The organism is Nocardia sp. NPDC051833 (assembly GCF_040681225.1).
Lineage (GTDB): Bacteria > Actinomycetota > Actinomycetes > Mycobacteriales > Mycobacteriaceae > Nocardia.
On sequence record NZ_JBFAYK010000002.1, the window covers coordinates 956,132 to 969,124 of the forward strand.

Annotated in this window: 16 protein-coding genes; 8 read left to right on the forward strand and 8 right to left on the reverse strand. The window is 70.8% G+C overall.

Going from position 1 to position 12,993, the window contains the following annotated elements; genetic code table 11:
• Nucleotides 1-187 precede the first annotated feature (187 nt).
• On the forward strand, nt 188-1,444 hold the full coding sequence (locus tag AB0L91_RS22620) for an alpha/beta hydrolase (RefSeq protein WP_365012896.1): 1,257 nt from the start codon (nt 188-190) through the stop codon (nt 1,442-1,444).
• Nucleotides 1,441-2,241, forward strand: coding sequence for a DUF2470 domain-containing protein (locus tag AB0L91_RS22625; protein WP_357350257.1), 801 nt, complete (start codon nt 1,441-1,443; stop codon nt 2,239-2,241). Before AB0L91_RS22620 ends, AB0L91_RS22625 begins: the two co-directional genes overlap by 4 nt.
• Here AB0L91_RS22625 and AB0L91_RS22630 read toward each other — a convergent pair.
• From AB0L91_RS22630 to AB0L91_RS22640, 3 genes are all read right to left on the reverse strand, one after another.
• A complete protein-coding gene (locus tag AB0L91_RS22630) occupies nt 2,238-2,624 on the reverse strand; it encodes a VOC family protein (RefSeq protein WP_365012898.1) in 387 nt (128 codons plus the stop codon). The two genes, AB0L91_RS22625 and AB0L91_RS22630, sit on opposite strands and share 4 nt — an antisense overlap.
• Before the next feature lie 34 nt (nt 2,625-2,658).
• On the reverse strand, nt 2,659-3,009 hold the full coding sequence (locus tag AB0L91_RS22635) for a hypothetical protein (protein ID WP_355280274.1): 351 nt from the start codon (nt 3,007-3,009) through the stop codon (nt 2,659-2,661).
• An 81-nt stretch (nt 3,010-3,090) separates the two neighbouring features.
• Nucleotides 3,091-3,675, reverse strand: coding sequence for an HdeD family acid-resistance protein (locus tag AB0L91_RS22640; RefSeq protein ID WP_365012901.1), 585 nt, complete (start codon nt 3,673-3,675; stop codon nt 3,091-3,093).
• A gap of 172 nt (nt 3,676-3,847) precedes the next feature.
• Between AB0L91_RS22640 and AB0L91_RS22645 the strand changes: the two genes are divergently transcribed.
• Nucleotides 3,848-4,822, forward strand: a complete 975-nt coding sequence (locus tag AB0L91_RS22645; RefSeq protein WP_355280270.1) for a glycosyltransferase family 9 protein — start codon at nt 3,848-3,850, stop codon at nt 4,820-4,822.
• Here the strand turns inward: AB0L91_RS22645 and AB0L91_RS22650 are convergent.
• Nucleotides 4,804-5,136 (reverse strand): metalloregulator ArsR/SmtB family transcription factor, encoded by a 333-nt coding sequence (locus tag AB0L91_RS22650; RefSeq protein WP_365012904.1) that lies wholly within the window; start codon nt 5,134-5,136, stop codon nt 4,804-4,806. The two genes, AB0L91_RS22645 and AB0L91_RS22650, sit on opposite strands and share 19 nt — an antisense overlap.
• 268 nt (nt 5,137-5,404) lie before the next feature.
• Here AB0L91_RS22650 and AB0L91_RS22655 point away from each other — a divergent pair, with 268 nt between their 5' ends.
• Nucleotides 5,405-6,082, forward strand: coding sequence for a M23 family metallopeptidase (locus tag AB0L91_RS22655; protein ID WP_355280267.1), 678 nt, complete (start codon nt 5,405-5,407; stop codon nt 6,080-6,082).
• 6 nt (nt 6,083-6,088) lie between these two features.
• Here AB0L91_RS22655 and AB0L91_RS22660 read toward each other — a convergent pair whose 3' ends face one another.
• Nucleotides 6,089-6,991 carry a LysR substrate-binding domain-containing protein gene (locus AB0L91_RS22660; RefSeq protein WP_365012907.1) on the reverse strand — a complete coding sequence of 301 codons (903 nt, stop codon included), beginning with the start codon at nt 6,989-6,991 and terminating at the stop codon, nt 6,089-6,091.
• A gap of 91 nt (nt 6,992-7,082) precedes the next feature.
• Between AB0L91_RS22660 and mqo the strand changes: the two genes are divergently transcribed.
• On the forward strand, nt 7,083-8,525 hold the full coding sequence (mqo, locus tag AB0L91_RS22665; RefSeq protein WP_365012909.1) for a malate dehydrogenase (quinone): 1,443 nt from the start codon (nt 7,083-7,085) through the stop codon (nt 8,523-8,525).
• On the opposite strand, the gene AB0L91_RS22670 is transcribed toward mqo, so the two are convergent.
• On the reverse strand, nt 8,509-9,111 hold the full coding sequence (locus tag AB0L91_RS22670) for a TetR/AcrR family transcriptional regulator (RefSeq protein WP_357350271.1): 603 nt from the start codon (nt 9,109-9,111) through the stop codon (nt 8,509-8,511). The two genes, mqo and AB0L91_RS22670, sit on opposite strands and share 17 nt — an antisense overlap.
• 104 nt (nt 9,112-9,215) lie before the next feature.
• On the opposite strand from AB0L91_RS22670, the gene AB0L91_RS22675 reads away from it, so the two are divergent.
• The gene (locus AB0L91_RS22675) at nt 9,216-10,067 is read left to right on the forward strand and encodes an SDR family oxidoreductase (RefSeq protein WP_365012912.1); all 852 of its coding nucleotides are present in this window, start codon (nt 9,216-9,218) and stop codon (nt 10,065-10,067) included.
• Nucleotides 10,068-10,179: 112 nt separating this feature from the next.
• The gene (locus tag AB0L91_RS22680) at nt 10,180-11,214 is read left to right on the forward strand and encodes a hypothetical protein (RefSeq protein WP_365012915.1); all 1,035 of its coding nucleotides are present in this window, start codon (nt 10,180-10,182) and stop codon (nt 11,212-11,214) included.
• A 54-nt stretch (nt 11,215-11,268) separates the two neighbouring features.
• Here the strand turns inward: AB0L91_RS22680 and AB0L91_RS22685 are convergent, their stop codons facing one another.
• Nucleotides 11,269-11,595 (reverse strand): hypothetical protein, encoded by a 327-nt coding sequence (locus AB0L91_RS22685; RefSeq protein ID WP_355280256.1) that lies wholly within the window; start codon nt 11,593-11,595, stop codon nt 11,269-11,271.
• A 192-nt stretch (nt 11,596-11,787) separates the two neighbouring features.
• Between AB0L91_RS22685 and AB0L91_RS22690 the strand changes: the two genes are divergently transcribed.
• Entirely contained in the window at nt 11,788-12,123 is a 336-nt protein-coding gene (locus tag AB0L91_RS22690) for an RNA polymerase-binding protein RbpA (RefSeq protein ID WP_110040609.1), read from the forward strand.
• Nucleotides 12,124-12,195: 72 nt separating this feature from the next.
• Here AB0L91_RS22690 and AB0L91_RS22695 read toward each other — a convergent pair whose 3' ends face one another.
• Entirely contained in the window at nt 12,196-12,975 is a 780-nt protein-coding gene (locus tag AB0L91_RS22695) for an ABC transporter permease (RefSeq protein WP_355280438.1), read from the reverse strand.
• Nucleotides 12,976-12,993 lie beyond the last annotated feature (18 nt).

The following is a 12,993-nucleotide window of genomic DNA, read 5'->3' on the forward strand; positions in this document are numbered from 1 at the left end:
CCCCTCCCCGCCGTCCTTGCTCTTCTTTCAGCGGTATCGCTTTCCCAAACAGATGTTTTGATGCGCATATCGACGTATCAGCATGCCGATTGTGACAAGTGAGCACGGCAGGCCCCGGCTACTGGCGTTCCTCCCGAATCGGCCCCACGCGCGGCATATTTCAGTGCACAGTTGTACTCTCAATCCCGTGACCGAGCAGCTCCCCCAACCCCAGGCCGAGGTACAGGCGCTCACGCGTCTGGCCGGCGACGAATTCGTCGGTGCCGTCGACGGCATCGCGGCCATCCACCGCGCCATCTCCGACCGCGTGTTCGCGGCGGTGCGGCTCGGGGTCGGTCCCGCCGCGGATCCGGTGAAGGTGGTGCACGACGCGATCACCGACGGCGTCTACGCGGTGGTCGGCGGGACGGGATTCGTGGTCGGCGAGGTGGCGAGCGCGGTCCAGGTGCCCGGCGTCACCGCACCCTCGCGGACCGTCTGGGGCGCGGGCGTCCTGGCCGCCCTCCAGGGCCTGATCGGGGACACCCTCGAGGACGAGGCGCCGATCCTGGCCTCCCCCATGACCTTCCGCGTCGACGGCGCGCCGGTCCCGCCGGAACAGCTGGCCGCCCACGTCGCCGTACCGACGACCCGGCTGGTCGTGCAGCTGCACGGCCTCGTGGAGACCGAGCACGCCTGGCGGCTCGGCGGCCGCCCCACCTACGGTGACCGGCTCGAGGACGACCTCGGCTACACCCCGATCCTGGTGCGCTACAACACCGGCCTGCACATCTCCGAGAACGCCGCCCAGCTCAGCGCGCTGCTGGCCCGGCTGGTCGCGGCCTGGCCGCTGCCGGTGCACGAGATCTGCCTGCTCGGTCATTCGATGGGCGGGCTGGTCGCGCGCGGGGCCTGCCACCTGGCCGACGCGGCGGACGAAGCCTGGGTGCGCGCGGTCCGGCAGGTGGTCTGCCTCGGTTCCCCGCATCTGGGCGCCCCGCTGGAGCAGCTGGCGCACTATGCCGCGGCGGCGTTCGACCTGCTGCCGGAGACCCGTCCGCTGGGCAAGCTCCTACGCAGGCGCAGCGCGGGAATCCGCGACCTGCGCCAGGGTTCGCTCGTCGACGAGGACTGGCGCGACCTCGACACCGACGCGCTGCGCGCGCGGGCGGTCCGCGAGGTGCCGTTGATCGCGGGCGTCGAACACTACTTCGTCACCGCGACCGTCACCCGCAGCCCCCAGCACCCGCTGGGACGGGTCATCGGCGACGGGCTCGTGCTCACCGGCAGCGGGTCTGGCCGCGGCCGGACCCGCAGGATCGGCTTCGACGGGGTCAACGGCCTGCATGTGCCCGCGGCCAACCACTTCAGCCTGCTCAACCATGACGCGGTGTACGAGGCGCTGCACAGCTGGCTGACGAGCACGCCCCGCAGAGCGGCGCGGGTGGATACGCTGTGGCCATGACTCTCGACCACGGCGACCCCGGCGACGCACCCTCCATCCCGCTGCCGACCGCTCCCCTGGCCAACGAGGCCCGCCCCTCGGCGGCCGAGGAGGCCAGAACCATCGCGGCGGCCACCAATACCGGCACCCTGGCCAGTCTCACCGCCGACGGCGCGCCGTGGGCGTCGTTCATCACCTACGGACTGCTCGACGGCGCGCCCGTCCTGAGCGTCTCGCGACTGGCCGAACACGGCCGCAACCTGGCCGCCGACCCGCGCGCCAGCATCGCCATCGTGACCCCGGACATCCCGGCCGATCCGCTGGCGGGCACTCGGATCACCCTGGCCGGCGTGGTGGAACGACCGGAGGGCGCCGAGGCCGAGGCCGCCCGCGCCGCCCACCTGGCCGCCATCCCGGCCGCGAAGTACTACATCGACTACAGCGATTTCACCCTCTGGGTGCTGCGCGTGCAGCGGGTGCGCTGGGTCGGCGGATACGGCCGAATGGACTCCGCGTCGGCGCAGGAGTACCTGGCCGCACAGGCCGATCCGATCGTGCCGCTGGCCGCCCCCGGCATCGCCCACCTCAACGCCGACCACGCCGACGCCCTGCTGGCCATGGCCACCCGGCTCGGCGGCTTCCCCGACGCGACCGCCGCCGCCTGCGAGCGCGCGGATCGCTACGGCCTGGACCTGCGGGTCGAGACGCCGCGCGGCGTCGCGCGCACCCGGGTCGGGTACGCCGCGCCGCTGTCGGAGATCGGCGAACTGCGCTCGGCGACGGTCGAATTGACGCGGCGGGCGCGCGCCGCCGACTAGGCCTCGTACAGTTCGAGCGGCAGATCGTCGGGATCGAAGAAGAAGGCCATGTGCTTGCCGGTGTATTCGTCGGTGCGCAATTCCTCGGTGCGGACGCCGCGTTCACGCAGGGCGTCGAGAGCGGCGGGCACATCGGCGACCACGAAGGCGAGATGACGCAGCCCCGCCGCCTCGGGCCTGCTCGGGCGCGCGGGCGGATCGGGAAACGAGAACAACTCGATCCGGCAGCCGCCCGGCAGCGCGACATCGAGCTTCCAGGAATCCCGGTCGGCCCGGTAATTCTCGGCGAGCACCGTCCCGCCGAGGGTTTCGGTGTAGAAGCGCTTCGAGCGGTGGTAGTCGGTCGCGATGATCGCGACATGATGGATCCCGAGAAATTCCATCCCGCGACGGTACCGCCGCAGCGGCGTCCGGGACTCAGGTCCAGAGGGCGGCGACGAGCACGTTGACGATGGCGAGGCCACCGGCGGCATCGGTCATCCAGTCGACCTGCTTGCCGCGCTTGGCGTCGGCGCGGCCGATCTCGGCGAGCGCGACGACGGCGACCGAGATGGCCAGCTTCACGGCCAGCTTGGTCGTGTCCGGGTCCTTGCCCAGCGAGTCGACGGCCGAGGCCAGACCCGCCAGGACCAGGCCGGTGATGAGCTGGGCGCGCGCGCCCCACACCATCAGCTCCGAGACGACCGGCCGGGACGCCGCGAAGCCGCCGACCACGGCCGCCATGCCGAGCAGATGGGTGACAACCACCAGGTTGTAAACGAATTCCATGAATGGCGAGCGTAGTTCACACGAAAGCGGCCGGCGCCCGAAGGCACCGGCCGTTTCCCGACGAACTTTTCCCCGTGTGTATTACAGCCCCTGTTCCTCCAGAACCTTCGAATCCTTGCGCACGCCGAAGGCGGTGATGATCTCCATGATGCCGATGACGATCAGGAAGATGCCGACCACCAGGGTCAGGGTCGCCAGCGACTCGATCGGCCACACGATCAGGATGATGCCCGCGATGGCGCTGATGATGCCGTAGAAGATCTGCCAGCCGCGCCCCGGCACGCCCTTGTCCGACATCGCGGCGAACAGCACCGCGACGCCACGGAACAGCCAGCTGATGCCGATCCACAACCCCAGCAGGAAGATCGAGGTCAGATCGTCGCGGAAGCAGAAGATGCCGATGATCAGCGACAGCACGCCACTGATGAAGGAGAGCACCCGGAAACTGGTGCTGGGCAGATGGGTGAAGGCGGCGATCAACTGGAAGATGCCGCTGACAACCATGTAGATACCGAACAGAATGCCCGCCACGAGCAGTGACGGACCGGGCCACACCAGCACGATGATGCCGAGGACCACCGCGAGGAGGCCGGTGACCAGAATTGTTTGCCAGGTTTTCTTGGCAAGAGCCGCAAAGGGACTCTCCAGCACGGTATTTGTCGTCATGACGAGATGTTATGCCCGGTCGCTCTCGTTTTCCCGACATTAGCTGGAGCCGTGATCGTGTCGCGATCACCCGCCGTGCTGGGACCTGGGCCGAGACCACCCCGCGTGACGACCGACACGTCGTTGCATGCGCGAACGTTTGGTCCACACAGGACCCGGGTAGGTCAAGAAGGTGTCGGTTGTACTCGTGCTGCAAGCTCGGGGCCTCGGTGATGTGCTCGCCGCGGTCCCGGCTCTGCGTGCTCTGCGTCGGGCCGAACCTCGCAGCAAGATCGTGCTGGCGGCGCCGCATCGATTGGAGCGGATCGTCGACCTGATCTCCTCGGTCGACGAACTGGTGCCCACCGCCGATCCGGCCGCCTTGATCTGGGACGGACCGGCGCCCGAGCTGGCGGTGAACCTGCACGGCGCCGACGGCGCCAGCGCGCGGGCGCTCGCCGACACCGGCGCCGCGCGGATCATCGGTCACCGGTCCCCGGCCTCCCCCAAGCCCGCCGGTCCCCGCTGGGACCCGGAGGCCCACGTCGTGGATCGGTGGTGCCTGCTGCTGGAAGCCGAGGGCATCGCGGCTGATCGCCGCAATCTCGGGCTGGTGCCGCCGGTGGCCTCGATCAGCCGCCGCGACTGTGTCGTCGTGCATGTCGGCGCCGGCGCGCCCGCGCGCCGCTGGCCGCCGGAACGGTTCGCGGCGGTGGTCCGGCATCTGCTGGTGCTCGGCCGCGACGTCGTCCTGACCGGCGACCCGTTCGAACGCGAGATCGCGGTCCAGGTCGCCGTCCAGGCCGGGCTGCCCGACGATCGCGTGCTGGCGGGCAGGCAGAACCTCACCGATCTGGCGGCCACGGTCGCCGAGGCCGCCCTCGTGATCAGCGGCGACACCGGTGTCGCGCACCTGGCGACCGCGTTCGGCACCCGCACGGTGCTGCTGTTCGGCCCGACCCCGCCGCGTCGCGGTGGACCGCCCGCCCACCTGCTCGGCAGGCACGCGGTGCTGTGGGCGGGCCAGGTGGGCGACCCCGAGGGCCGGGTCCCCGACCCGGGGCTGCTGCGGATCGGCGTGCCCGAGGTGGTCGCCGCGGTCGACGCGCAGCTGGACAAGCAGGACTGGGCGGAATCGACCCGGTTGCGTTACCGCCGGGTGGGCTGACCGGGCTCCGCGGCCGCACGCAGGGCGGCGGCGTGCGCGGCCAGCGCGCTGGGCCAGAACTGCTCGAGGTAGTCGCGGGCGTCGCTGAGACCCCGCGGGTCCAGGGAGTAGAGGTGCCGGTTGCCGTCGCGGCGCATGCTCACCAGGTGCGCTTCACGCAGGACGCGCAGGTGCTGGGAGGCCGCCGAGCTGGTGATTCCGGCGGACGCGGCGAGGTCGGCGACCGACCGTGGCCCCGACGGCAACGCCTCGAAGATCACGCGCCGGGTGGGGTCAGCGAGCGCGGTGATAGCCCGAACTCCGTTAGCGTCCACTGAATCAGTGTCCCTGGGAAGCCGTGGTTCGGCAATGATCTTGCGTCCTGGGGATTCCCCCCGGTCGACCCTCGGAATTTCCGCATTCGTTATGGTGTCGTTATAGATCAACTGGCGTTATAGCGCATCGTGATCGCAGCCACATCAGTCGCCGTCGAGATCACGGTTTCGCTACGTTCGAAACATGTTCGTGACCAACCCGTTATCCGCTCGAGTCTCCGACGCCCTCGCCGGCCGCTGGGGAGGCGTTGTCGCGGGTGCGGTGGCTTTGTCCGCACTCGTGGGAACCTCGGCCGCCGCCTTCGGCGGACCCGAGACCCCGGTTTCCGACACCAGTATCACCGCCAGCGCCACCGAAGGCGTGCACGCGGGCCAGTCGCCGTACCGCTTCACCGCCTACACCCCCGCCGAGGCCCAGGGCCCGCAGGGCGAGACCCCCGCGTCCGCCCCGATCCCGTGGGAGGAGCACCGCGAGGCCGTCGCGCTCGCGCTGCCTCCGCTGCCGACCCTCGCCCCGCCCCCGCCGCCGCGCCCGCACACCGTGCGCCCGGTCAACGGCCGGCTGACCTCGTACTTCGGCGCCCGCTGGGGTGCCGCGCACAACGGCATCGACTTCGGTGACCCGATCGGCGCGCCGGTCTTCTCGGTCACCGACGGTACCGTCATCGAGACCGGCCCCGCCTCCGGCTTCGGCCTGTGGGTCCGTGTCCTGCAGGACGACGGCACCATCGGCGTCTACGGTCACGTCAACGAGATTCTCGTGCAGACCGGTCAGCACGTGAACGCCGGTGACGTCATCGCCACCGTCGGCAACCGTGGCCAGTCGACCGGCCCCCACCTGCACTACGAGGTGCACGTCCAGGACGGCTCGCTCTACGGCGCCCCGATCGACCCGCACCCGTGGCTCGCCGCCCGTGGCGTCGACGCCGGTGTCGCCCAGGACTGACCCGCTCTACCACCCGAGTCGCGCCGTGCGCGCGATCAGGAAATCCCGCAGCCGCGCGACCGCGAGTGTCGGATCATGGTCTCCCGAGACCAGGCCGATCTCGCGGTCGCGTTCGCCATCGATCGGCACGACCGCCAGATCGGGGTGCGGAATCTCGGCCGCGGGCAGCAAGGCCACCCCCAGCCCGAGCGCGACCAGTTCTCGCAGCGTCTCGAACTCGGTGATCTCGAACAGCACCCGCGGCAGGAAACCCGCTGCGGCGCACCAGCTGTCGAGCAGTGCGCGCAGCTGGTAACTGGGCGGATTGGCGATGAACGCCGCGTCGGCCAGCTCGGTGAGATCGATGCGGGCGCGCCCGGCCAGCGGATGGGTGCGGGCCACATGCAGGGCGATGCGCTGCCTGCCCAGCGGCACCGTCGGCAAGTCGGCGGGCGGCGGGATCATCACCGCCAGGTCGAGCGCGCCCGCGCGCACCTGGTCGGCCAGTGCCTCGCCGTGTGCCTGCACCAGGTGCAGCCGGACTCGCGGCGCCCTGGTGTGGAACTGGGCCAGCAGCGAGGGAATACTCACCGGGCCCAGGGTGAGCGGGAACCCGAACCGGACCAGCCCGCTGTCGGGATCGGCGTCGGCGCGCACCCGGCGCACCGCGTCGTCGAGCGAGCGCACCAGGCCGCGCGTGCGTTCGTGCAGCTCACGGCCCTGCGGGGTGAGCGTCACGCCGCGGCCGGCCGGCTGGAACAGCGCCACCCCGAGCGTCTGCTCGAGCGTCTTGATCCGGCGGCTCACCGAGGACTGCGGCACGCCGAGACGCTGCGCGGCCTTGGTGATATGGCCGTCGCTCGCCGCCGCGTCGAACGCGGCCAGCAGCGGCGCGAGCGCCTGCGCTCCCCCGTCCCCTGAATCATCCATATCCGGATCGTATCTCCATTGATTCCGTATTGGACGGATCACTCCCCGCGGCGTGACGATAGCCGTACACAGCTCACGGGAGGTTTCGACAATGACCGAGACGACACCCCGCCGACCCGAATCCGGTGGCGGCGACGACATTCTCGACGCGGTGCTGATCGGCGGCGGCATCATGTCGGCCACGCTCGGCGCCCTGCTCAGCACCCTCGCGCCGGACTGGTCGATCGCGCTGTTCGAGCGGCTCGGCGAGCCGGCCGCGGAGAGCAGCCATCCCTGGAACAACGCGGGCACCGGGCATTCCGGCCTGTGCGAACTCAACTACATGCCCGATCCCCGCGACGGCGATCGCGCGGCCGGGATCGCCGAGCAGTTCCAGCTCACCCTGCGGTTCTGGGCGGCGCTGGCCGCCCGTGGCGAACTCGACCCGGCGACCTTCGCCACCCCGACCCCGCACGTCACCGTGGTGTTCGGCGACCGTGACATCAGCTACCTGCGGCAGCGCTACGCGACGCTGCGCGAGTGGCCCGCCTTCGCCGCGATGGAGTACACCGAGGACCGCGCCGTCATCGCCGAGTGGGCACCGCTGCTGGTGCGCGGCCGGGCCGACGGCGAGGCCATGGCCGCCACCCGGCACGGCGCGGGCACCGATGTCGACTTCGGCGCGCTGACCAGGTCGCTGCTGTCGACGATGACGGCGGCGGGCAACGCGGTCCGGCTGCACCGCGAGATCACCGGACTCACCCGCGACAGGGACGGCCTGTGGACCGTGCGCGGCCGGGACCTGGACAGCGGCAGGCGTTTTCGGGTGCGCACGCGCTTCGTGTTCGTGGGCGCGGGCGGCTACGCCCTGCGGCTGCTGCAACGGGCGGGACTGCCCGAGGTGCGCGGATACGGCGTGTTTCCGCTGGGGGCGCAGTTCCTGCGGACGACGAACCCCGACGTCGTCGCCGAGCACACCGCGAAGGTCTACAGCCAGGCCGCGCTCGGCGCGCCGCCCATGTCGGTGCCCCACCTGGACCGTCGCGAGGTCGACGGGTCGGCCGCGTTGCTGTTCGGCCCGTACGCCACCTTCAGCACCCGCTTGTTGCGGCACGGCAGGCTCACCGATCTGTTCACCACGCTGCGGCCGCACAACATCGTGCCGCTGGTGGCCGCCGGCCTGCGGAACCTGGATCTGGTGCGGTACCTGGTCACTGAGCTCCTCGCCTCGCCGCGCCGCAAGTTCCGGCAGCTGCAACGCTTCTATCCGACCGCCGACCCGGCCGACTGGGAGCTCGTGTCGGCCGGACAGCGCGCCCAGCTGGTCAAGCCCGACCCCGAGCGCGGCGGCGTGCTCGAGTTCGGCACCGAACTGGTGACCGGCGCCGACGGCACCGTCGCCGGGCTGCTCGGCGCGTCCCCCGGCGCCTCGATCGCGCCGTCGATCATGCGGGACCTGCTCGATCGCTGCTTCCCCGAACGGCGCTACGAGTGGTCACCGCTGCTGGCCGAGCTGCTGCCCGAGGACCCGAGGGCGATCAGCGCGGCGCGTTGACCAGGGCCCCGATCAGGCGGTGGCTGCGGGCACTCATCTCGCCCGCCGTCTGCTCGGGGTGGCGCAACCACCACAGCACCAGCGAGGTCACCGACCCCATCCAGACGTCGGTGAACGCCGACAGGTCGTCGGGGTCGGTGAGCGCGAGCGTGCTCAACGCGTCGGCGACACCGCGCGCGGCCTGGGCGGCGATCCGTCGGCGGGCCGCACGCACCGCGTCGGCGGCCGGGCCCGCGTCCGGGTGCGAGCGGTCGAAGACGACGGTCCAGTCGTGCGGACGCGGCGCGAGGGCGACGAAGAGCGCGTCGAGTGTCCGCTCGGCCTTGGTCAGGCCACTCGCCCCGGTGATGGCGGTTTCGATCGCGTCGTAGATGACGGTAGCCGCGCGCTCGACACAGGCGATGTAGAGCCCGTCCTTGGACTGGAAATAGGTGTAAACCAGCGGCTTGGACACCCCGGCCCGCTGCGCGACCTCGGCGGGCGAGAGCCCCGCGTAGCCGACCCGCCCGATCTCGGCGACGGCGGCGTCGAGGATCTGCTGCTCACGCTCGGGGCGCGGGACACCCTTGGTTCCGGCTGTGCTCACCCGGCCCATCCAACCATCGCGGCGACTCCTGTTGACACTCAATTGACTGATTTGTAATTTACTAGATAGTAAATTCATTCGTCCCCTCGACGCCAGGAGTCACCGTGCTCGACCGCCTCGCGCAGTCACTGCTGCTCAACCCGCCCGCGTTGCCGCGCACCGTGGCGCGGCTCGTGCTCGGCGAACGGCACGAGATCGCCGGCAAGACCGTCCTGCTGACCGGCGCGTCCTCCGGCGTCGGCCGGGCCACCGCGCTCGCGCTCGGCCGCGACGGCGCGCGGCTCGTCCTGGTCGCCCGGACCGCCGAACCGCTGCTCGAGGTCCGCGACGCGGTGCGCGCGGCCGGTGGCCGGGCCGACAGCATCACCTGCGATCTGTCCGACCCCGGCGACACCGACGACCTGGTCAAGACCGTGCTCGAGCAGTACGGGACGATCGACGTGCTGGTGAACAACGCGGGCCGCTCGATCCGCCGCCGCGCGAGCGACGCCACCGACCGGTTCCACGACTACGAACGCACCATGGCGCTGAACTACTTCGGCGCGGCCCGGCTCACCATGGGCCTGCTGCCCTCGATGCTCGAGACCGGCGACGGGCACGTCGTCAATGTCGCCACCTGGGGCGTCGCCGCGGGCACGATGCCGATGTTCACCGCCTACCACGCGTCCAAGGCCGCGCTCGGCGCGTTCGGGCGCAGCCTGGGCGCCGAGACCAGGGCGCGCGGCGTGCACGTCACCACCGTCGGCTTCCCGCTGGTGCGGACCGAGATGATCGCCCCGACCGGCGCCTACGACGAGTCGGCCGCGCTGACCGCCGAGCAGGCCGCGGACTGGATCCGCACCGCCATCCGCACCCGGCCGATCGAGCTGTACCCCCGCTACACCCGGATTCTGCAGGCCGTCGCGACCGTCTCCCCCCGCGCGGTCGACGCCGTCATCTGGCGCCTGGGGATCTGATCGGCGCCCAGGTGACCGCACCGGAGTAGGGCCTTCCCCCTACCCCGGTACGGGTAGCGAACCGTTCCGCAGCGGGAGGTGTTGCGGCGCACCGGATTTCTACCGTCGAGACATGGCGACGATCGATCTCTCCCACACCCTGTCCCGCATCCGGTTCCACGCCGCGCCCGCACGCGGGGTCGGCACCGACCGCGCGCCCTGGCACGGCCCGCTGCTGGTGAACTCCGCGCTGATGAGCGCGCTCGTGCTGGTCTCGGTCGTCGGCATGCTGGTCGACGACCGGATGCTGCTCGGCGAGTCGGTCTGGCTCAAACCCGCCAAGTTCGGGCTCGCCTTCGCCCTCTACGGCGTGACGCTGGCCTGGATCCTGCGGCTGCCACATCGGGGCAGGCGGGCCACCTGGTGGCTGGGCACCGTCTTCGCCGTCACCGGGATCGCCGACGTCGGGTTCATCGCGCTACAGGCCGCGCGCGGCACGTTCAGCCATTTCAATACCGCCGAGGATTCCGTCAACCAGATCGGCCAGCAGGTCTTCGCCTCCGGGGTGCCCGGCCTGTTCCTCGCCAATCTCGTCCTGGCCGTGATCATCTCGTGGCAGAAGCTGGCCGATCGGCCGACCCGGATCGCACTGAAGGCCGGGCTGTGGCTGGCGGTGGCGGGCATGATGCTCGGGTATCTGATGGGCTTCACCGGCCCGCAGCTGGTGCGGCAGTCCGACGGCACCGTCGTCGGGCTGATGGCCGGGCACACCGTGCGCGCAGGTGGCCCGCACGGTGACGCGGTCCGCGACGGGGTCGGCGCCATGCCCCTCACCCACTGGAGCACCACCGGCGGTGACCTGCGGATTCCGCACTTCGTCGGGCTGCACGGCATCCAGGTGCTGCTGCTGTTGGCCGTCGTGCTGGTCGCGCTGGCACCTCGGTACCGGTGGCTGCGCGAGGAGACCGTCCGCGCGGCACTGCTCGGCGTCGCGGTGCTCGGCTACTTCGGGTTGCTCACCCTCGTGCTCTGGCAGGCACTGCGCGGCCAGCCGCTGACCAGCCCCGACCTCGCCACCGCGGGCGCGGCGACGGCACTCGCGCTGCTCGTCGCGGGCGGGGTGACGGCGGTGTACCTGCGGGCCCGCGACGCTGTCGAAACCCGCTGACCGCGCTCGCCCGGCCGGCCCATCGCACCGAGGTGCGGTGGGCCGCAGGAGGTTTCAGCGCAACCGCTCGGCTTCCCGCGACAGCTGCAGCAGGGTGGCGCTGAGCTGTGCCAGCTCCGCGTGCTCGGCCCCCTCGGCCACCGCCGTCGCCACGTCCTCGGCGGCGCATCGGGCCGCGAACCAGCGATCGGCCAGATCCGCGGCTTCCTGGGCGGACAACACCACGGCGTCCTCCGGAATACCGGTTCCCTTGAGACTGGTGCGGTGCTCGTACGCCCGTTGACGGCACGACTGGCGGCAATAGCGGCGACGGCGCCCCGACTCGGAATCCACGATCTCCCGCCCGCACCACAGGCAGGACAGCAGGCGACTGCGCGACATGCTGCGAAACCCTATCGGTCCGGCGCCCGATCGGGCGGCTCAGGTCTCGCTCAGCGGGCACGGACCCCGCCGTCCCCGCTCAGGGGCCACCCGGCCGATTCACCGTTGCGACTACAATGGAACAGTTCAGAGGTCCCGTGCGTTAACGGTAGGACCACGATCGGCGCCAGCCGCCAAAGACAGGGAGCACACATGGCAGATCGCGTACTCCGAGGCAGTCGGCTCGGAGCGGTGAGCTACGAGACCGACCGCGACCACGACCTGGCCCCCCGCCGGATCGCCCGCTACCGCACCGACAACGGTGAGGAATTCGACGTCCCGTTCGCCGATGACGCGGAGATCCCGCCGACCTGGCTGTGCCGTAACGGCCAGGAAGGTCAGCTCATGGAGGGCACCACGGTGGAGACCAAGAAGGTCAAGCCGCCGCGCACCCACTGGGACATGCTGCTGGAGCGTCGCAGCAAGGAGGAGCTCGAGGAGCTGCTCAAGGAGCGCCTCGAACTGCTCAAGACGCGCCGGCGCGGATAGCGCTCAGTGCGATACGGCGAAGGCCGCCTCCCGCTCGGGAGGCGGCCTTCGCCGTTCTTCTGTTCTGGCCGGTCAGTGACTGGCCACCTTGCGGTACTGGAGTAGCGCCGCGGGCATCGCGATCGCCAGGATGACCACCGAGCAGATGATCGCGTAGAGGATGCAGTTGTCGGCGGCCCAGCCGGTGGCCGGAGCGAACGACGGCGGAGCGTCGTTGTCGAACAGCTCGCGACCCGCCGCCGAGACCGCGGTGATCGGGTTCCACTCGGCGATCGTGCGCAGCGGGCCCGGCAGGGTCTCGGCGGAGATGAACGCCGAGGAGATGAACGACAGCGGGAACATCCAGATCAGGCCCGCGCTCTGCGCGACCTCGACGGTCGGCGAGATCAGACCGGTCAGGGCGCCCACCCATGACATCGCGAACGCGAACAGCAGGATGATGGCGAAGGCCAGCGCCGCGTCGGCGACACTGCCGTGGATGCGCCAGCCGACGATGTAGCCGCAGATCACCATCACGCCCAGGCTGAGCACATTGACCACCAGGTCGGACAGCGTGCGGCCCATCAGCACCGCCAGCCGCGACATCGGCAGCGTCCGCATCCGGTCGATGATGCCCTTCTGCAGGTCGCCCGCCAGGCCGACCGTGGTGAACGCGGCGTTGAACGCGACCGTCTGGGTGAAGATGCCCGCCAGCAGGAACTCGCGATACTGGTCGCCGCCCAGCGAGGCGCCGAAGATGTAGGCGAACAGGAACACGAACATCAGCGGCTGGATCGTCGCGGTGACCAGCAGGGTCGGCACCCGCAGGATGGTCAGCAGGTTGCGGTGCGCCACGATCGCGCTGTCCCGGATGAACCGGGCCCGCGGGGG

Coding starts and splice junctions, on each gene's coding strand:
- AB0L91_RS22640 (WP_365012901.1), bottom strand. CDS start 3,675: ATGACGACAAATACCGTGCTGGAGAGTCCCTTTGCGGCTCTTGCCAAG.
- AB0L91_RS22680 (WP_365012915.1), top strand. CDS start 10,180: ATGGCGACGATCGATCTCTCCCACACCCTGTCCCGCATCCGGTTCCAC.
- mqo (WP_365012909.1), top strand. CDS start 7,083: ATGACCGAGACGACACCCCGCCGACCCGAATCCGGTGGCGGCGACGAC.
- AB0L91_RS22660 (WP_365012907.1), bottom strand. CDS start 6,991: ATGGATGATTCAGGGGACGGGGGAGCGCAGGCGCTCGCGCCGCTGCTG.
- AB0L91_RS22690 (WP_110040609.1), top strand. CDS start 11,788: ATGGCAGATCGCGTACTCCGAGGCAGTCGGCTCGGAGCGGTGAGCTAC.
- AB0L91_RS22625 (WP_357350257.1), top strand. CDS start 1,441: ATGACTCTCGACCACGGCGACCCCGGCGACGCACCCTCCATCCCGCTG.
- AB0L91_RS22630 (WP_365012898.1), bottom strand. CDS start 2,624: ATGGAATTTCTCGGGATCCATCATGTCGCGATCATCGCGACCGACTAC.
- AB0L91_RS22685 (WP_355280256.1), bottom strand. CDS start 11,595: ATGTCGCGCAGTCGCCTGCTGTCCTGCCTGTGGTGCGGGCGGGAGATC.
- AB0L91_RS22635 (WP_355280274.1), bottom strand. CDS start 3,009: ATGGAATTCGTTTACAACCTGGTGGTTGTCACCCATCTGCTCGGCATG.